The sequence below is a fragment of the Paenibacillus sp. FSL K6-1566 genome (genome assembly GCF_038050475.1).
Taxonomy (GTDB): domain Bacteria; phylum Bacillota; class Bacilli; order Paenibacillales; family Paenibacillaceae; genus Paenibacillus_AQ; species Paenibacillus_AQ lactis.
The window spans coordinates 884,693-903,792 of record NZ_JBBOSR010000001.1 but is presented as its reverse complement, the minus strand read 5'-3'; the positions used below and the strand labels follow the sequence as shown (position 1 = coordinate 903,792).

Here is a 19,100-nt window from a genome sequence, read left to right as displayed (position 1 = left end):
TGCTCACCAGCAAAATATCAAGCCTTAGAAAAGGCATGCAGCTTCAAAATCGTTTCAAGATTTTTTGAACCTTGAAAACTAGATACGAAACGTCTTTGCGTTGTTTAGAATCCGTAGCATTGTCCCAAAGTACTCCTCCGATGCAAAGCGTAACGCTTCCGAAGTGAGTTTTCCTTTGGAAAACTTTTAGGATAAGCCCTCGACCGATTAGTATTGGTCAGCTCCATGCATTGCTGCACTTCCACCTCCAACCTATCTACCTCGTCGTCTTCAAGGGGTCTTACATACTGGGAAATCTCATCTTGAGGGGGGCTTCACGCTTAGATGCTTTCAGCGCTTATCCCGTCCGTACGTAGCTACCCAGCCATGCTCCTGGCGGAACAACTGGTGCACCAGCGGTACGTCCATCCCGGTCCTCTCGTACTAAGGACAGCTCCTCTCAAATTTCCTACGCCCACGACAGATAGGGACCGAACTGTCTCACGACGTTCTGAACCCAGCTCGCGTACCGCTTTAATGGGCGAACAGCCCAACCCTTGGGACCTACTTCAGCCCCAGGATGCGATGAGCCGACATCGAGGTGCCAAACCTCCCCGTCGATGTGGACTCTTGGGGGAGATAAGCCTGTTATCCCCAGGGTAGCTTTTATCCGTTGAGCGATGGCCCTTCCATGCGGTACCACCGGATCACTAAGCCCGACTTTCGTCCCTGCTCGACTTGTAGGTCTCGCAGTCAAGCTCCCTTATGCCTTTGCACTCTTCGAATGATTTCCAACCATTCTGAGGGAACCTTGGGGCGCCTCCGTTACTCTTTAGGAGGCGACCGCCCCAGTCAAACTGCCCGCCTGACACTGTCCCCGTACCGGATCACGGTACCAGGTTAGAACCTAGATACGATCAGGGTGGTATCCCAACGTCGCCTCCACACAAGCTGGCGCTCATGCTTCTTAGGCTCCCACCTATCCTGTACAGATCGTACCCAAATCCAATATCAAGCTGCAGTAAAGCTCCATGGGGTCTTTCCGTCTTGTCGCGGGTAACCTGCATCTTCACAGGTATTAAAATTTCACCGGATCTCTCGTTGAGACAGCGCCCAAGTCGTTACGCCATTCGTGCGGGTCAGAATTTACCTGACAAGGAATTTCGCTACCTTAGGACCGTTATAGTTACGGCCGCCGTTTACTGGGGCTTCGGTTCACAGCTTCGGGACTAATCCCTAACCGCTCCCCTTAACCTTCCAGCACCGGGCAGGCGTCAGCCCGTATACTTCGCCTTGCGGCTTCGCACAGACCTGTGTTTTTGCTAAACAGTCGCTTGGGCCTTTTCACTGCGGCCCCCTCGGGCTATTCACCCTACCGAGGCACCCCTTCTCCCGAAGTTACGGGGTCATTTTGCCGAGTTCCTTAACGAGAGTTCTTCCGCGCGCCTTAGAATTCTCTTCTCGCCTACCTGTGTCGGTTTGCGGTACGGGCACCTTCACCTGACTAGAGGCTTTTCTTGGCAGTGTGAGATCATGACCTTCGCTACTGTAATTTTCACTCCCCATCACAGCCCAGCCTTAACGATGTGCGGATTTGCCTACACATCAGCCTCACTGCTTGGACGGACATCCATCAGTCCGCGTCACTACCCTCCTGCGTCACCCCATCGTTCATAACGGTTTACGGTGGTACAGGAATTTCAACCTGTTGTCCTTCGACTACGCCTTTCGGCCTCGCCTTAGGTCCCGACTTACCCTGAGCGGACGAGCCTTCCTCAGGAAACCTTGGGCTTTCGGCGGATCAGATTCTCACTGATCTTTTCGTTACTCATACCGGCATTCTCACTTGTGTACTCTCCAGCGCTCCTTACGGTACACCTTCAACGCATACACAACGCTCCCCTACCCCTGATGCAAGCATCAAGCCATAGCTTCGGTGGTGTGTTTAGCCCCGTTACATTTTCGGCGCAGAGTCACTCGACCAGTGAGCTATTACGCACTCTTTAAATGGTGGCTGCTTCTAAGCCAACATCCTGGTTGTCTGTGCAACTCCACATCCTTTCCCACTTAACACACACTTGGGGACCTTAGCTGATGGTCTGGGCTGTTTCCCTTTTGACAATGGATCTTAGCACTCACTGTCTGACTCCCGGATATAAGTCTATGGCATTCGGAGTTTGACTGAGCTTGGTAACCCTTGCGGGCCCCGCACCCAATCAGTGCTCTACCTCCACGACTCTAATTTCCGAGGCTAGCCCTAAAGCTATTTCGGGGAGAACCAGCTATCTCCGAGTTCGATTGGAATTTCTCCGCTACCCCCACCTCATCCCCGCACTTTTCAACGTACGTGGGTTCGGGCCTCCAGTGCGTGTTACCGCACCTTCACCCTGGACAGGGGTAGATCACACGGTTTCGGGTCTACGTCCACATACTAAGTCGCCCTATTCAGACTCGCTTTCGCTGCGGCTACGGCTTCTCGCCTTAACCTTGCATGGGAACGTAACTCGCCGGTTCATTCTACAAAAGGCACGCCATCACCCATAGATCGGGCTCTGACTTCTTGTAAGCACACGGTTTCAGGTTCTATTTCACTCCCCTTCCGGGGTGCTTTTCACCTTTCCCTCACGGTACTGCTTCACTATCGGTCGCTAGGGAGTATTTAGCCTTAGCAGATGGTCCTGCTGGATTCATACGGGGTTTCACGTGCCCCGCACTACTCGGGATCCGTCTCGGAGGGTTCACATTTTCGATTACAGGGCTTTTACCTTCTATGGCCGGCCTTTCCAGACCTGTTCGTCTAATCTAAACCTTTGTAACTCCATGTGAGACGTCCCACAACCCCAGAGAGCAAGCTCTCTGGTTTAGGCTGTTCCGCGTTCGCTCGCCGCTACTGACGGAATCACTCTTGTTTTCTCTTCCTCCAGGTACTTAGATGTTTCAGTTCCCTGGGTATGCCTCCTCGCATCCTATGTATTCAGATACGGGTAACTGGCTATTACACCAGCTGGGTTTCCCCATTCGGACATCCCCGGATCGAAGCTTGCTTACAGCTCCCCGAGGCAGTATCGTTGTTCGCCACGTCCTTCATCGGCTCCTAGCGCCTAGGCATCCTCCGTGTGCTCTTAGTAGCTTAACCTCAAAGTTTCGCTTGCGAAACTAACTTCGAAAGCATAAACTATCGCTCCAGTTTCGTGCCATGTGCTCTGTTGTCCGCTTGTTTCCTAATTGGATAAAACCACTCAATGGTGAAACAAGCTTCCAAAGGATCACCTGTCACGAATCTTTCGCTCTAACGCTACTCTTTCACTTCTTGGTCAATCACTTGACACAAGTCGTTAGAGAAGGATATTTCTAAAACGCAAATTCGTTTCGTTATCTAGTTTTCAAGGATCAAATGAGAGGTTGAACTCTCAAAACTGACCAACGAGTGAGTAGGTCGACTTTACTTCGTAAAGCCTATTTATCCGGCAGCTTACGCTGACCGTATTTGTACCGCTTCGCTACGGAAGCGAGGTACTCCATAGAAAGGAGGTGATCCAGCCGCACCTTCCGATACGGCTACCTTGTTACGACTTCACCCCAATCATCTACCCCACCTTCGGCGGCTGGCTCCCTTGCGGGTTACCCCACCGACTTCGGGTGTTGTAAACTCTCGTGGTGTGACGGGCGGTGTGTACAAGACCCGGGAACGTATTCACCGCGGCATGCTGATCCGCGATTACTAGCAATTCCGACTTCATGCAGGCGAGTTGCAGCCTGCAATCCGAACTGAGACTGGCTTTTTAGGATTGGCTCCGCCTCGCGGCTTCGCTTCCCGTTGTACCAGCCATTGTAGTACGTGTGTAGCCCAAGTCATAAGGGGCATGATGATTTGACGTCATCCCCACCTTCCTCCGGTTTGTCACCGGCAGTCACCTTAGAGTGCCCACCCGAAGTGCTGGCAACTAAGATCAAGGGTTGCGCTCGTTGCGGGACTTAACCCAACATCTCACGACACGAGCTGACGACAACCATGCACCACCTGTCTCCTCTGTCCCGAAGGCCGCCCCTATCTCTAGAGGATTCAGAGGGATGTCAAGACTTGGTAAGGTTCTTCGCGTTGCTTCGAATTAAACCACATACTCCACTGCTTGTGCGGGTCCCCGTCAATTCCTTTGAGTTTCAGTCTTGCGACCGTACTCCCCAGGCGGAATGCTTAATGTGTTAACTTCGGCACCAAGGGTATCGAAACCCCTAACACCTAGCATTCATCGTTTACGGCGTGGACTACCAGGGTATCTAATCCTGTTCGCTCCCCACGCTTTCGCGCCTCAGCGTCAGTTACAGCCCAGAGAGTCGCCTTCGCCACTGGTGTTCCTCCACATATCTACGCATTTCACCGCTACACGTGGAATTCCACTCTCCTCTTCTGCACTCAAGTTCCCCAGTTTCCAGTGCGTCCCGAAGTTGAGCCTCGGGTTTAAACACCAGACTTAAAGAACCGCCTGCGCGCGCTTTACGCCCAATAATTCCGGACAACGCTTGCCCCCTACGTATTACCGCGGCTGCTGGCACGTAGTTAGCCGGGGCTTTCTTCTCAGGTACCGTCACTCTCATAGCAGTTACTCTATGAGACGTTCTTCCCTGGCAACAGAGCTTTACGATCCGAAAACCTTCATCACTCACGCGGCGTTGCTCCGTCAGGCTTTCGCCCATTGCGGAAGATTCCCTACTGCTGCCTCCCGTAGGAGTCTGGGCCGTGTCTCAGTCCCAGTGTGGCCGTTCACCCTCTCAGGTCGGCTACGCATCGTCGCCTTGGTGAGCCGTTACCTCACCAACTAGCTAATGCGCCGCAGGCCCATCCTCAAGTGACAGATTGCTCCACCTTTCATAAATCCGCCATGCAGCGAATTTAATTATCCGGTATTAGCTACCGTTTCCGGTAGTTATCCCAGTCTTGAGGGCAGGTTGCCTACGTGTTACTCACCCGTCCGCCGCTAAGCATCAGGAGTGCAAGCACTCCATCAGCTCCGCTCGACTTGCATGTATTAGGCACGCCGCCAGCGTTCGTCCTGAGCCAGGATCAAACTCTCCAATAAAGATCGTCCGAAGGACGATCGACCTCGCCGGATTTGGGTTCCACTCGGATGAGTGAATCAAATCTGGTGAGTCTTGAAAGAGCGATTAAGCTCATTTAGAAAAACTGACGAGAATTTGTTCAATTCTCTATTGTAACTCCCCGCCGAAGCGGTTCGTTTTACTCACTCGTTGTTCAGTTTTCAAAGATCAACCTTTTCGTTACCGGCAAATCTAGTTCGCATCAGCAACTCTTATAATATACCACATCCATTTGAGTTTTGCAAGCTTTTTTTGAATTTAATTTTTCGTTCATTCATTTCAGCTTGTGATTCAAATGTTGTCCCTGCCTTTTTCTCGGCCGGAAATAGAATATAACACATCTTCAAGAAAGAATGCAAGCATTTTTTTAAAATAATTATAAATGGAGTTTCAATACACCTATACCGATACAAAGTAATCCGCCAACTGGGCTATATGGAGGATCATTAGTAATCGTCCCTCGCTTCATCATACGGCATATAATACAGCCTGACCTCTTCATTAATAATAAGATTTGTTCGTACATCCACCAGCTAAGCTTCTATTTAAATGATGAACGGGCTCGGGGACAGAGCCAACGTATGGTGATGTCTCGGCAAAACAAACGTTTAGGAATCGAACCGCTGCTAATTAATAAACGTGTGAAGAAGCAACCGGTCCTGATGAAAAATTGAAAAAATATAAAAAATATAAAACAAAAAACCGCCTCTATTGAACTGTTGAACTGTGACCCGATTTGTGGACAGTTTGAAATAAACCGCCTAGAGCTTAGCTAGCAAGCAGATGACCTCTGAATTCATCGGGGGTCATCTTTTTTAATGTCCACTGGTATCGTTCTGAGTTGTAGTAGCTTATGTACTCCTTCACTCGCACCCTCACTTCATCAATAGTTTGGCAATCGCTAAAATCAACGTCGTCTTTCAAGTGACCGAAGAATGATTCCATCGGGGCGTTGTCCCAGCAATTGCCTTTGCGCGACATCGACTGCTTAAATCCTGCCTTAGCAATGAGAAGACGGGTTTTAGGATGCGTGTAGTGCATCCCTTGGTCGGAGTGCAGAATCGCTTCTGGATGAATGTTTCCATCTAATCGCTCTAAAAGACGCTGTAGCGTCCGCTCGACAATTGGAAGCTCGAGTGTTGCTGCCACGCTGTCGGCAAGGATCTGCCTGGTCGCCCCGTCCTTCACGCAGGAAAGGTATGCCCAGTGTCCGCTTCCATAGCGCAAATAAGTGATGTCAGTGAGAAACACTTTCTCAGGTTCGCCTTGGTCAAACTTTCGCTCCAGCAGGTTCGGACACGTCTTGTGCTCTTGAGTTGCCTTAGCCATCTTGCGGTAGGGGTTCGCCTGACGGATTACGGCTACCAAGCCTGCCTTTTTCATAAGCCGGCGAATCTTCTTGTGGTTCATGACAACGCCGCTTATCTGTTCCAGCCGCATCTTAATCACAAGCGCACCTGCTTTGCCGCGGAGCGCGTCAAAGTGCTGCTTGATGAGAAGGATGTCCTGCTCGTCGGCGGCAGCACGAAGTTGACGATCTTCTTCCGTCCCCAGCCACCTGTAATAGCCGCTTGGACTTACTTCCACGAGCTCGCATAGATAGCGTGTCATTCGTTTCAGGCCATATGCCCGAATGGTGCGATTTATGATCTCATAGCGCTCGGAGGGCGTCAGCGTTTCTTCTTCTGCCGATCGAGCGCTTCGAGCTTTTTTAGCATGTCCACTTGAGCTTCAAGCAGTTTGATCTGGGCCTTAGCCCGTTTCAATTCTTCTTCGGCTGACAACTGACCAGTTGGCTTGCGCCCTGTACTGCCCTTACCGCGCCGCTCTGTAGCCAAACCTTCCTCACCGTACAGTTCGAAGGTTTCACGCCACCGTTTTAAGCTGTCCTTGGGCTTCTTATGACCAATAACGTCCAGGTCGAAGCCGGCACGAATAAAGATTTCTGAAGGTGTCTGCCCCTGCTTGTAGGCTTTCAGCGCCTCCAGCTTGAATGCAGGTGTGTATGTAATGGCCGCCTCGGTCACATGGTGTACGTTTGGATTCTCCTCCAGCTTCCTCATTTGCTCCTCGGTAAAGAGCACCCGTTTCAACTTCCCCATTCTCGTATCACTCCTCGTCACATACCTTGATTAAAACACAAATGACCCACAAGAAGTCACTTTTTTCAAAGTGTCCATCTTATGGGTCACAGTTCATATATAAATAAGAGACGGTTTTATTATGCGTAATTGACGAATGATTATTCGGCCCCGAGGAACGCGTAACGAACCAAGATGATCACGAACAGAATCCACATCAGCCAGTGCACCTTCGTGTCGGTGCGCCCTGTCAGCTTACCGAATACGGCAAGCACGACGTAAGCAATGATCCCCGCCGAAATCCCGTTGGCGATTCCGCCCGTGAACGGCATCAGGATGATGGTCAGGAATGCAGGGAAGGCTTGCATGAAATCATCCCATTCAATATCACGAACCTGGCTCATCATCAGCACGCCGACAACGACAAGCGCCGGAGCCGTAGCAGCAGAAGGAACAACCAGAGCAAGTGGAGCCAGGAACAGCGCAAGAATGAACAGCACGCCTGTCGTTACGGCCGTCAGACCGGTACGTCCGCCTTCGGCAACACCGGAGGTGCTCTCTACGAATGCCGTAATTGTACTTGTACCAAGGAATGCGCCGGCACTCACGCCGCCCGCATCGACGAGCATCGCTTTACCCAGCTTTTTCTCGCCTTCTTCTTTATTCTTGAGCAATCCTGCACGGCCTGCAGTACCGACCAATGTACCGAAGGTATCAAACAGTTCAACGAACGTGAAGATAAAAATGACCTCGATGAGCCCGATTCCGAGCGCGCCTTTCAGATCCATCTGGCCAACGGCCAAATTATCAAAGGATGGAATCCAGCTTGCGGTGCTAAGACTGGACAGGTCGGTTACGCCCATCGGAATACCGATCAATGTTGTCAGCACGATACCGATCAGCAAAGCGCCCTTCAGCTTCATCACCATAAGAATCGCAATCAGGAACAGCCCGATTAGAGCAAGCAGCGTGTCCTTGTGCTCAACGAAGTTCCCAAGGCCCATATTAAACGCGCCTCCCGGTACCGGCTGGCTAACATCCGTACCCGGGTTGATCGACACGGTAACCAGATTGCCGAGCTTCAATCCGACAATGGTAATAAACAAGCCAATCCCGACCGTAATGGCAATTTTAAGGTTATTCGGAACGGCCGTCAGCAGCATTTGGCGAACCTTCGTTACCGTCAGAATGATGAAGACGATACCTGAAATAAATACGGCTCCGAGCGCAGCCTGCCATGTAATGGCTCCATTCGAGCTCAGCACGACGGTCATGAAATATGCATTCAAACCCATACCCGGCGCCAGCGCAACCGGAATATTAACGAAGAAGCCCATCGCCATCGTTACGAGTCCCGCACCGACCGCAGTCGCGAAGAAGACGCCTTCCTGCGGAATGCCTGCCCCGTTAGGACCGAGAAACAGGTTGTTAACAAGCAGGATGTAGGCCATCGTCATAAACGTCGTAAGGCCAGCGATAATCTCGGTTCTTACTGTTGTTCCGTGTTCCTTTAGCTTAAAGAAACGCTCCATTATAGAGATATCCCCCTTAAAATTAATGACCCGCAACAACAAATAGACCCTAAGGATAAATCCCCAGGGCCGCTGCTTGGAAAAAAGAGCCGCAAAACAATAGCCATCGGAACACAGGCTAACAATCGCTTCGTGAAAACCGGGCGCACTGCCGGAAAGCATCTTTCCTGACAGTGACAGCCGGCTTTAGAAACGCAGTACGTGTCCGCATTATATTGCCGCTCCTCTTTTCGTAGCAAGATCATTACGGTGACCTGTAGAGACTCCCGGGCCCATTCCCGGGATTATACGAAAAAGCTCGTTATTTGTTGTTGTCGTGTCGATTTCTACTCATATTCTAGGACGAGATGCCCAAGCTTGTCAATAACAAAAACGAATATTACACTTGTTAATTTAAAGTAATGTTCGGGATTTGGGGAGAAATCCATAATCATTGTGGGTCGACAGAACTATTTGTAAAAAAACACCCCTGCCATCAAGGCATATCATAACCTGATATCCCCGGTAGCAGAGGTGTTCACTTTCATCCTTTTCGTCTCTCGACTTCAACGAATCGGTTTATATCGTTCGATCTCCCGGAGTACTCCTACTCCCACTCGATCGTTGCAGGCGGCTTGGACGTAACGTCATACACGATCCGGTTGACGTTCTCCACTTCGTTGACGATGCGCACCGAAATCTTCTCGAGCACATCCCAAGGAATGCGGGCCCAGTCAGCCGTCATGCCGTCGATGGAGGTTACGGCACGGATGCCGACCGTGTAGGAATACGTACGGGCGTCGCCCATAACGCCAACGCTCTTCATGTTCGGAAGCGCGGTGAAATATTGCCAGATTTCGCGGTCCAGTCCGGCTTTCGCGATCTCTTCACGCAGGATGTAGTCGGAATCCCGCACAATCTTCAGCTTCTCCTCGGTCACTTCGCCAAGCACGCGGATCGCGAGTCCTGGTCCCGGGAACGGCTGACGGTGCACGATCTCGTCCGGCAGGCCAAGCTCCTCGCCGACTTTGCGGACCTCGTCCTTAAACAGGGCCTTCAGCGGCTCGATGAGCTTGAACTTCATGTCTTCAGGAAGTCCGCCTACGTTATGGTGGGACTTGATGGTATGCGCCGTATCCGTTCCGCTCTCAACGATATCGGTATACAGCGTGCCTTGAGCGAGGAATGCAAAATCGTCGAATTTGCTGGATTCCTCGTCAAATACGTAAATAAACTCGTTGCCGATAATTTTGCGCTTCTTCTCCGGATCATCCACGCCCTTAAGCTTGGACATAAAACGGTTGCGCGCATCGATCTTGACGACCTTCATATCGAACTTGCCGACGAAGGTTTCCATCACGCTCTCAGCCTCGCCCTTGCGCAGCAAGCCGTGGTCAATGAACATGCAAGTCAGCTGATCGCCGATCGCTTTATGAATCAGCATGGCCACAACGGAAGAGTCAACCCCGCCGCTCAGGGCACACAGCACCTTCTGGTCTCCGACGACTTCGCGGATTTCGCGAACCTGGTCGTCGATAAAGGTCTCCATGCTCCAGTTGCCTTCGCACTGACATATTTCATAAAGGAAGTTTTTGATCATTTCATTCCCGTGCACGGAGTGGCGTACTTCCGGATGGAACTGCACGGCGTACAGCTTCTTGTCCTCGTTGCTCATCGCAGCAATCGGAGCGGATTCCGTACCTGCATCCAGCTTGAAGCCGGTTGGCAGTGATACCACATGATCGCCGTGGCTCATCCATACGGTCTGCTTCTGCTCCAGACCCTTAACGAGCGTGGTGTTCGGATTAAATTCCAGCTCAGCCTTTCCGTACTCGCGCTTGGAAGCACGCTCTACTTTACCGTCCAGCTGGTGGGCCATCAACTGCATGCCGTAGCAAATTCCGAAAATCGGAACACCCAGGTCATAAATGGCAGGATCGACATGCGGGGCATTTTCGGAATAAACGCTCATAGGGCCTCCCGAAAAAACAATCCCGCGCGGTGCCAATTCCTTAATCTTCTCCACGGACGTATTATAAGGCAAAAGCTCGCTATATACGCCAAGATCGCGGATCCGTCGTGCTATAAGTTGGTTATACTGTCCACCGAAGTCCAAAACAACGATGATTTCATTAGGCTTATTCATTACCGGGCCTCCCTTGATTAATGAAATTAATTATACGCAACCCGAATTCATACCGTCAAGAAAGAGGCCCCTTCGTTTTCATGCCAGTTTTTTGACAATTCGAAGACACTGGCGTAAAAAGTGTACCTTTTCCGTCCGGGTCCACGGTTCATTTTGAAAAGCCGCCCTCTCCCAGCGCCAGGCAAACTGCATTAATTCAAGCCGGAAAGCCTCATCCGTAACCGATAACGACGAAATATATTGACGGACAGTCTGGCCCCTCTCGAACGCTCCGAACCTGCGCTGGATTTTCTCCCATACGGGAGCCGAGGCAGAGACAAGCCCTTCCCTTGGAGAGACCGCGATCCGGCTTGACAGCATCAGGAAGAAAAGCCTCTCCCGAATGGACGGAATGCAGTAGATCGCTGCCGCAGCCGTCGGAACGAGGATCAAAAGCCCTGCTCCAAAAGAAACAGGCCCAAGGGTAGAGATCAGCATCAGCACGTTGGCGGCGGCATCCAGCATACGATCCCATAAGCCGGACCACGGCAGATGCGAAGCCGTAATCTCGTCCGATGTCGCTGGAGGCGTGGAAGGCTCGGTGCCGAATCCAGGGGTAGGGTCGAACATCACCCAGCCCGTTCCGGGGAAAAATACCTCCACCCAGGCATGGGCGTTCTTTTCGGCAACGCGGTACGTATGCTCCTTCCCCTCCACCGGTTCACCCGGCGCAAATCCGGTCACGTAACGGGCGGGGATTCCTTCGCTTCGCAGCATGACGGTCATCGCCGTTGCAAAATGCGCGCAGTACCCTTCTCTCGACTCAAACAGAAACTGATCGGTAAAGTCGCTGCCCTCCGGGGGGATGGCCGTCTGCAGCGTATACGTATAGTTCCGCTCCAAATAGGATTCGATAGCCTTGACCATTTCATACCTGTTCGAAGCATCCGACGTAACCGTCTTCGCCAAATCACGGACCCTGCCGGGGAGTGAATCAGGGAGCTGCAGATACAGCTCTTTCATATACGACGGATCTTTGCCGGCTGAAGCACGAAGACCTTGCATATCCGGCTGGATATATAGGGATTCCACGGTATAGCGGGATAGTGCAGCCTCCCCTTGCATGGAGACGGTCTCGGACATCCGCTCCACAGAGAGCCCCGGCTCCCGCTTCCCTCCGGCAGTTTGTACATCAGATACCCGGGAAATAATTCCTCCGGCCAGCAGCGGCTTCACCTGGGAAGGCTCCTCAAACTGCAGGGTCTGCACCAGTGTTCGTCCTTCTGACCGCTCCCAGAAGGGGAGCTTGTCCCTTAAATTGTCCCTCAGCTTAGCAGTCGTTCGGATGGCGCGATCCTGGTCCCATTTCCGGCCGTCGTACAAGCTATAGGCTTCGCCCCGCCAATAGGTCGGAATCGGAGACTTCGCCGTGAAGAACACCTCATCGCTCATCGATAGCGGACCTCCCAAATCGCCCATCACAGGTGAGTATCCGATCATTCGCGCGGCAGGCAGTGCATCCTCCGCCGCCTCCCGGACGTGCTCCCCTATGCCCGAGATCCGCTCAGCGAGATCCGTTAACGTCAAGCCTGCGCCTTCATAAGGCTCGTTGAAGGATCCGCCAAGACGGGCTGCCCCGATTGCCAGTACGGCCGTCACGATCACGGCCATGCTCCAGCGCAGCATGGGCAGAGACGCATACTGACCAGATGGCCTCAGGTTTGTACAAGTACCCGAATGAACAGTTCGTCTCTGGTTTGCATCTCCATCAGAATGAACAGCTCGTCTCCGGTTTGCTTCATCATCTGAGGCTTCCCGGCCCAGCCTCACAATATGCATCAGCCCTTGAGCCATCAGAAGGTAGAGCATAGCCAGCCCCATGTCGGAATACAAGCTTCGCTCCGACACGGAGGCAAGCACGGCCAAATAGACCAGCGTCGAGCCTCCGAACAGCCAGACGGACAGGCGGTAAAGGGATAGCATATGAATGGCCGATACCATGATGCCCCAGCCGATCAAGAGAACCATCGTTCTGCTCTCCTCGCTGAGCCCGGTAAACGCCCGCGTGTTTATGACGCCCGCCGCATCCCCTGGAAGGATGACCGAAGCATATTCGTGCAGCCATTCCAGCGGATTGGCGTAGTTAAACAATTGGGCGCACAGCCAAATGACCAGCAAAGCGTTCAGCGGCAGCCACACCCATTCACGCCAGGTGGACAGGCCTTGAAGGAGAAGAATCGCCGCAAGAAGAGCCAGTGCTTGCAGAATCAGGTCCCCGCCCGCCCCGTTAACGGCCTGCAGCGGGAGCAGCCACTCCGACAGCAGTCCTGCTACCGGCAGGGTAATGAGCGCACGCTGAAGCAGGGTCCCGGGAAACGTTCTGGAAACGAGGGAAGAACGGAAATGCCCGGCGGGATGGCTCCCGGGCCCAACGCGTTCTTCCGCCTTATCGTGCAAGCTGACCGGATCCATTCCCATTCCCTCCCTTCAACGATCCATCTGCCGGAGCTTCCGGTATTCCGCCAGCAATAACCAGCCTTCCTCCCAGGCGGTAATACTCCTCGGCCCGCTCCTGTCCCGTCGAACGAAACGGATGCCCGCCATCCCCGGAAATGCGGATGGCTGTCCGCTGCTGCCCGCTGCGCAAGCAGCATATCGTAACGTCCCGAACACCGCTATTCAGCAGTTTGATTCCAAGCAGGGCCGCTTGCTCATTCATGGTCCCTGTTATAATCGTCCAAGCCGTATCCCTCTCCAATACATCCGTCGACATCCGCGCGTATTCCTCATGAGGATCAGCCGCTTCTACCCCGCCCGATATCCGGACAGATGCCAGCGGAAGGAGGATATCCCGCCTTTGCGCAGCGTTATCGCCTCTATATTCGGACACAGGCGTCAGGGATTGGTACGCGCTTGTCCATAGCTTGTAAGGTACTCGGCGGTCATGAAGCTGACAGAGGAACCCGGCTGCGACAGCAACCGTATCCTCGAAGGCCTCCTCGTACGTGCCTCCCTCTCTTCCAAAAACACCTTGGCGCTTCGTATCTAACACGATACCCTGGCGGATGCCGCTCCCTTCCTGCGGCAGGAACGATTGCAGACGCCCCAGCTTGGCGGAATTTTTCCAGTGAATCCGGTTCATCGGATCCCCGGGAATATAATCCCGCAGGCCGCTGCCCCGAATGTCCGTCCGCCTCTTCGCGAAGGTCCGTTCATCCTCCCGATCGGCTGACCCGCCGCGGGGGACAGCTTGAAGCTCAGGGCCAGCCGCCGGCCGGGGAAGAACGGAAATCCCGGTCATTTCACCGGCAAGCTGACGGCTGAACCGGAACCATCCGAACAGGTCCCCCCAAGCAATTTCGCTGGAGGCCTCCGTCCAGATGCCGCGGGGAAGCCGGTCAAGCTGATAGCTGTAAGTGAGATTTTTGCGTAATCCGGGAAACAGCAGTTTCCGATGCGAGCAGCCTCCGATCGTATCCTGAACCATCATCCAAGGCACGGGCAGCACGGTTTTATAATCAATCCGAACTGTGACATGAGCGGAGTCTCCCCTATAGATGTATGCCGGAGTACATGTCCGGCTAACGGTAATCCGGGACGGTCCGAGCAGCCTGAGCGCGGCCCCTCCGATCAGAACCAGCGTGCACGCGAGCCACAGCAGCCGGAGAGCTTCGCCCCCCAGCCACACATAAAGACCCAGCGCTACGAGCCATATGGCCAAAGCTCTCATCCAATCCGCCAGCTCCCGCTTCACCGCGAGCCGCCTTTCCGGCTGCGCTGGCGCGGGAGCTCGAACTGGGCAAGGATGGCGTTCACCATCTCCTGCTGAGTCAGTCCCGCAGCCCGTCCTTCATGATTCATATGAATCCGGTGGGCAAGCACCGGGACGGCAACGCGAAGGCAGTCATCCGGAATGACGTACATTCTCCCATCCATATAGGCTGATGCTTGGGACGCCCGGTACCAGGCCAAGGTGCCCCGCGGGCTGATGCCAAGCGCCACTCCCCGCTGCCGGCGGGATGCATCAGCGACGCTGACCATGTAGCGTTTGATGCTCTCATCAACGAACACCCGCGCCGCCGCCTGCTGCATCGCCATCAGCTCGGAGCCTGCCATTAATGGCTTCAATTTATCCGCCATGGCGCTGCTGCTCCTCCGATCCAGCAGCACCATCTCACCTTCCATATCGGGATAGCCCAGCGACATTCTCATGAGGAAGCGGTCGAGCTGGGCTTCCGGCAGCCGGCTCGTCCCCTCATATTCATAGGGATTTTGGGTTGCAAGCAGGAAGAATGGGGCGGGCAGCGGGTAAGTCCGGCCGTCGACGGTGACCCTGCCCTCCTCCATCGCTTCCAGCAGCGCAGACTGCGCCCTGGGCGATGCCCGGTTAATTTCATCGGCTAACACGATGTTCGCCATGAGAGGTCCGGGGCGAAAGACAAACTCTCCCGAATGCGGATAATAAACGGAGGCACCGGTAATATCCCCCGGCATCAAATCGTACGTAAACTGAATCCGATTGAAATCGCAGCCGATCAACGCGGCCACCGTTTTGACCAGCATCGTCTTCCCAACGCCCGGAACATCCTCCAGCAGCACATGCCCACCGGCCAGCAGTGCGATCATAGTGAGCGAAATCTGTTCCTCATGCCCGACAATGACGCTGCCGATCCGGCTTCTAACTTTACCGAGCAGGTCCGGAGCCCACTCGGGATCCATTCGCTCCTCTTCCATCATGGATGAACGCAGCAAGAACATCACCCTCCAACCTTCCATATTCATAGAACAAAACATAGTTGATAGCCTTAGTTATGAATCTATGAATAGGTTTTCCAAGATGACTCCAAGATAGACATCGGCAATGAGGCGAATAGCGGTGTTAGCAGGAAATTCCGTAAGGTTCAAATCCGGTCTGCCGCTATGAGAAGCATCGATAGTGCATCAGCATCGGAGCATAGCTCGGCTTTATTTTGTGGATAGCGGACAGAAGAAAGCCCGCAAGAAGAAAGCGGCTATCGCTTCCTCTTACGGGCCTGCTCCGGCTCGTGCGTTCGTTTCCTTTATGAACCCCTTGCTGTAATCTACCCCTTAATTCCAGACAGGGTCACGCCTTCGATGATATATTTCTGCCCGATGATATATACGATCAACACCGGAATCAGCGCGATGGAAGCACCCGCCATCATCAGCGTCCAGTCCGTGGAATACATGCCCCGGTACAGGTTCAGCATCATCGGCACGGTAAATTTGTCCGTGCTGCTGAGAAAAATCAGCGGGTTGAAGAAATTGTTCCACATCCCGAGAAAGGTGAAGATTCCAAGCGCCGACAAGGCTGGCTTAATAAGCGGCAGCATGATTCGCGCATAGATGGTCCACCGGTTCGCACCATCCACGATGGCCGCCTCCTCCATCTCCTTCGGTATGCCTCTGAAGAACTGCCTGAGCAGAAACACGCCGAAGGCGTTGAGCAGGGCGGAGGGAACGATGATTGCCAGATGCGTATCCAGCCAACCGATATTTTTCATGATGAGGTACAGGGGGATGATCGTGACTTGCCCCGGCACCATCATCGTGGCCAGGAACAGGATAAACAGCGGCTCCCGGAACGGAAACGATATTTTGGCAAAAGCATAGGCGGCCATCGAACAGGTTACGAGCTGCGATACCACCACGATGACGTTGATATAAAAGCTGTTCAGATAAGCTCTCCCGAAGGGCAGCGCCGTCAGGGAGTCCTTGTAGTTGGACCAGACGAACGGGTCCGGAATCCATTTGGGCGGCACGACGAACACCTGGGATAAATCCTTGAGCGAGCTGAGCACCATCCATACGAACGGCAAGGCCATGATGCAGGCGCCGATGATCAGGACGGTGTGCAGCAGGACGGTCGACGCCCGCAATCCTCGGTACGGCATGTAGCTTCTCCTCCTTCCTCTTACGTCCATTAATCCTCGTAATGAACCCAGCGCCTCGACATCTTCATCTGGAACAGGGTCAGGGACAGAATCATCAAGAACAGGATGACCGCCGCCGCCGTGCTCTTGCCGAAGGTGAAGTCCGCAAAGGCCGTTTCATAAATGTGATAGACAAGGGTATAGCTGGCTTTCGCCGGACCGCCGGACGTCATGACGAAGGATTGGTCGAACACCTGGAAGGAGCCGATAATCGACATAATGGTCACGAAAAAGGTGGTCGGCGACAGCAGCGGAATCGTAATGTGGATGAGCTGCTGCCATTTGCCGGCCCCGTCGATTTCAGCCGCTTCATAATAGCTTCTAGAGATACCCTGTAGCCCGGCCAGGAACAGCACCATGTTGCCTCCAAGCCCCATCCACACGCTTAGCATGGCGATCGAAGGCATGACATATCTCGAATCGGTCAGCCATGACGGCCCCGTAATGCCGAACCACTGCTTCAGATACATGTTGATAAGGCCGAAGTCGGCGTTGAACAGCCACATGAATACGACGGCGACCGCTACCGACATCGTGATGTTCGGCATGAAATAGATCAGCCGGTAAAGGATTTTTCCGCGAACCCGATTCAAGCCGACGGCAACGAGCATCGCCAGCACGATCCCTGTCGGCACGGACAGAATGGTGTAGTACACCGTATTGACGAGCGCGATGCGAAACTCCTCGTCCCGAAGCTGGCCGATGAAGTTCTGAAAGCCGACGAACTGCTTCGTCCCCATCCCGTCCCAATTCATCATGCTGATCACGAAGGCCGAGACGAGCGGAATTAATGAAAAAGCGACCAGTCCTAGCAGTTGCGGGAAAATGAATAAATATCCCCACAATCCTTCGGATGTTTTGCTGCTCAGGGAAGAGCCCCTTCTCTCCGGGAGCCGCTCCGGAGAAGGGGCGGCTCCCGGGCTTCCTGCAGGCTGCACGTTCATGTCTACTCACCCTTCCTCTCGGAGCTGGATTATTTTTTGCTGTTCTTGTAATCCTGGATCTTCTGGTTGGCCATGGTCTGTATATCCTTAAGCGAGCTATCAAGCTCCTGATTCTTCAGCCATAACGCTTCGAACTTCGAAGTAATATCCTGGCTTAGCCCAGGGATGCCGGCCTCGAACGGCGTCAGCGCATAACCGACCTCGCGCGCGTCGAGGAACAACTGGGCATGCTCCGGCAGATTGCCCTCGAGCACGACTTCATCGGTGCCTGCGACGGACGGAACCGCATTGCCGCCGCCCTGCAGGCGGAAACGCTGGCCGTCTTTATTCAAATATTCGGAGAAGAACGTATACGCGGCCTCTTTATTCTTCGAGGCTTTATTCATCACCAGGTATGCCGTAGGAATGCCGGCCGGCTCGATTTTGTTGCCCGTATTGGTCGGCCAGGTAACGACGTCGTATTCAAGGCTCTCATTTTTCTTGAACAATGGGAGATACCAGCGCCCGGCACCCACGAAGCCTACTTGATTGGACATGAACATGGCATCCCCGCCCTGTCCTTTCGGCAGCGTGCCGGAGAACGTGATATTCTTCGACTTTACGTTGTCATACAGGAACTGGAACGCTTCCTTCGCCTTCGGATCGTCGGCCGCGACGAAATTTCCGTTCTCGTCATACACCCGGCCGCCGTTGGAGGTAACCCAGCTGTGGTAGCTGTTCCAGGAGTTATCCAGCACGTAGCCGTACTTATTGCTCGCCCGGATCTTATCGGTCATCTCCTTGAACTTGTCCCAGGTCCATTGCCCGCTTGCCTGCAGCTCCGCCGGCATCTCGGTAATTCCCGCTTCTTTGAGTACTTTCTTGTTGTACCAAAGCACCATCGGGTTGCAATCCACCGGAACCCCGTACGTCTGTCCGTCCCGGACCGCCGCCCCCCATAGTCCTTCGAAGTAGTCCTCTTTCTTGATGAGGCTGTCCGGAGCCTCCATATACGGGGTCAGGTTCTCGATGCTCTGGTTTTCGATCAGCTTAACGATCAGGCCGTCGCCGGCATAGAAAATATCCGGAGCCGTTCCGCCTGTCAGCTGCGTCAAAATCTTCTGGTCATACTCGCCGGGAATCGGAATAAACTCCACTTCGATCTCCGGATGCCGCTTGTTGAAGTCCTTCGTCATCTCCTGAAATCGGGTGAGCTCCCCGGGGTTGCCCCATGTCGCCCATTTGATCTTGACCTTCTCGCCGCTTGCCGAGCCGCCCCCATCCGATTCACCGCCACCGCATGCTTGAAGCAGCATGGACAGCACTAGAATGACAGCAAGCAATGCCCCTCTTTTACGCGTTCTTGTCATTTTCATTTCCTCCGTTTCCGACCGATTTGGACTAACCTGAAAAGACTCTTGTAAACGCTT

Annotated in this window: 10 protein-coding genes, 2 rRNA genes and 1 riboswitch; all 12 genes read right to left on the bottom strand. The window is 53.5% G+C overall.

The genetic code is table 11. The annotated features are described in order from the left end of the window. Positions 1-187: 187 nt before the first annotated feature. Positions 188-3,115: ribosomal RNA gene (locus NST08_RS03970) — 23S ribosomal RNA — on the bottom strand. 388 nt (positions 3,116-3,503) lie between these two features. After that, positions 3,504-5,057, bottom strand: a 16S ribosomal RNA gene (locus tag NST08_RS03965). Together the 16S and 23S rRNA genes form the textbook arrangement of a ribosomal RNA operon. Positions 5,058-5,844: 787 nt before the next feature. Beyond that, positions 5,845-6,711, bottom strand: a complete 867-nt coding sequence (locus NST08_RS03960) for an IS3 family transposase (RefSeq protein ID WP_244152659.1) — start codon at positions 6,709-6,711, stop codon at positions 5,845-5,847. Between the two features lie 35 nt (positions 6,712-6,746). After that, complete coding sequence (locus NST08_RS03955) at positions 6,747-7,178, bottom strand: HTH domain-containing protein (RefSeq protein ID WP_007127449.1); 432 nt, start codon at positions 7,176-7,178, stop codon at positions 6,747-6,749. A 140-nt stretch (positions 7,179-7,318) separates the two neighbouring features. Next, complete coding sequence (locus NST08_RS03950; protein ID WP_007133020.1) at positions 7,319-8,689, bottom strand: NCS2 family permease; 1,371 nt, start codon at positions 8,687-8,689, stop codon at positions 7,319-7,321. Between the two features lie 213 nt (positions 8,690-8,902). Further along, a riboswitch (purine riboswitch) is annotated at positions 8,903-9,001 on the bottom strand. A 274-nt stretch (positions 9,002-9,275) separates the two neighbouring features. Next, positions 9,276-10,814, bottom strand: a complete 1,539-nt coding sequence (guaA, locus tag NST08_RS03945) for a glutamine-hydrolyzing GMP synthase (protein WP_007133021.1) — start codon at positions 10,812-10,814, stop codon at positions 9,276-9,278. 78 nt (positions 10,815-10,892) lie between these two features. After that, positions 10,893-13,265 carry a transglutaminase-like domain-containing protein gene (locus tag NST08_RS03940; protein WP_007133022.1) on the bottom strand — a complete coding sequence of 791 codons (2,373 nt, stop codon included), beginning with the start codon at positions 13,263-13,265 and terminating at the stop codon, positions 10,893-10,895. Next, positions 13,240-14,547: a DUF58 domain-containing protein gene (locus NST08_RS03935; protein ID WP_007133023.1), complete on the bottom strand. Its 1,308-nt coding sequence runs from the start codon at positions 14,545-14,547 to the stop codon at positions 13,240-13,242. The genes NST08_RS03940 and NST08_RS03935 overlap by 26 nt, the downstream gene beginning before the upstream one ends. Then, positions 14,544-15,551 (bottom strand): AAA family ATPase, encoded by a 1,008-nt coding sequence (locus NST08_RS03930; RefSeq protein ID WP_085978431.1) that lies wholly within the window; start codon positions 15,549-15,551, stop codon positions 14,544-14,546. The genes NST08_RS03935 and NST08_RS03930 overlap by 4 nt, the downstream gene beginning before the upstream one ends. A 323-nt stretch (positions 15,552-15,874) precedes the next feature. Then, the gene (locus NST08_RS03925; protein WP_007133025.1) at positions 15,875-16,708 is read right to left on the bottom strand and encodes a carbohydrate ABC transporter permease; all 834 of its coding nucleotides are present in this window, start codon (positions 16,706-16,708) and stop codon (positions 15,875-15,877) included. A 29-nt stretch (positions 16,709-16,737) separates the two neighbouring features. Further along, on the bottom strand, positions 16,738-17,691 hold the full coding sequence (locus NST08_RS03920) for a carbohydrate ABC transporter permease (protein WP_007133026.1): 954 nt from the start codon (positions 17,689-17,691) through the stop codon (positions 16,738-16,740). 29 nt (positions 17,692-17,720) lie between these two features. After that, positions 17,721-19,040 carry an ABC transporter substrate-binding protein gene (locus NST08_RS03915; RefSeq protein ID WP_007133027.1) on the bottom strand — a complete coding sequence of 440 codons (1,320 nt, stop codon included), beginning with the start codon at positions 19,038-19,040 and terminating at the stop codon, positions 17,721-17,723. Positions 19,041-19,100 lie beyond the last annotated feature (60 nt).

Coding starts and splice junctions, on each gene's coding strand:
- NST08_RS03955 (WP_007127449.1), bottom strand. CDS start 7,178: ATGGGGAAGTTGAAACGGGTGCTCTTTACCGAGGAGCAAATGAGGAAG.
- NST08_RS03950 (WP_007133020.1), bottom strand. CDS start 8,689: ATGGAGCGTTTCTTTAAGCTAAAGGAACACGGAACAACAGTAAGAACC.
- guaA (WP_007133021.1), bottom strand. CDS start 10,814: ATGAATAAGCCTAATGAAATCATCGTTGTTTTGGACTTCGGTGGACAG.
- NST08_RS03940 (WP_007133022.1), bottom strand. CDS start 13,265: ATGGATCCGGTCAGCTTGCACGATAAGGCGGAAGAACGCGTTGGGCCC.
- NST08_RS03930 (WP_085978431.1), bottom strand. CDS start 15,551: ATGTTCTTGCTGCGTTCATCCATGATGGAAGAGGAGCGAATGGATCCC.
- NST08_RS03925 (WP_007133025.1), bottom strand. CDS start 16,708: ATGCCGTACCGAGGATTGCGGGCGTCGACCGTCCTGCTGCACACCGTC.
- NST08_RS03920 (WP_007133026.1), bottom strand. CDS start 17,691: ATGAACGTGCAGCCTGCAGGAAGCCCGGGAGCCGCCCCTTCTCCGGAG.
- NST08_RS03915 (WP_007133027.1), bottom strand. CDS start 19,040: ATGACAAGAACGCGTAAAAGAGGGGCATTGCTTGCTGTCATTCTAGTG.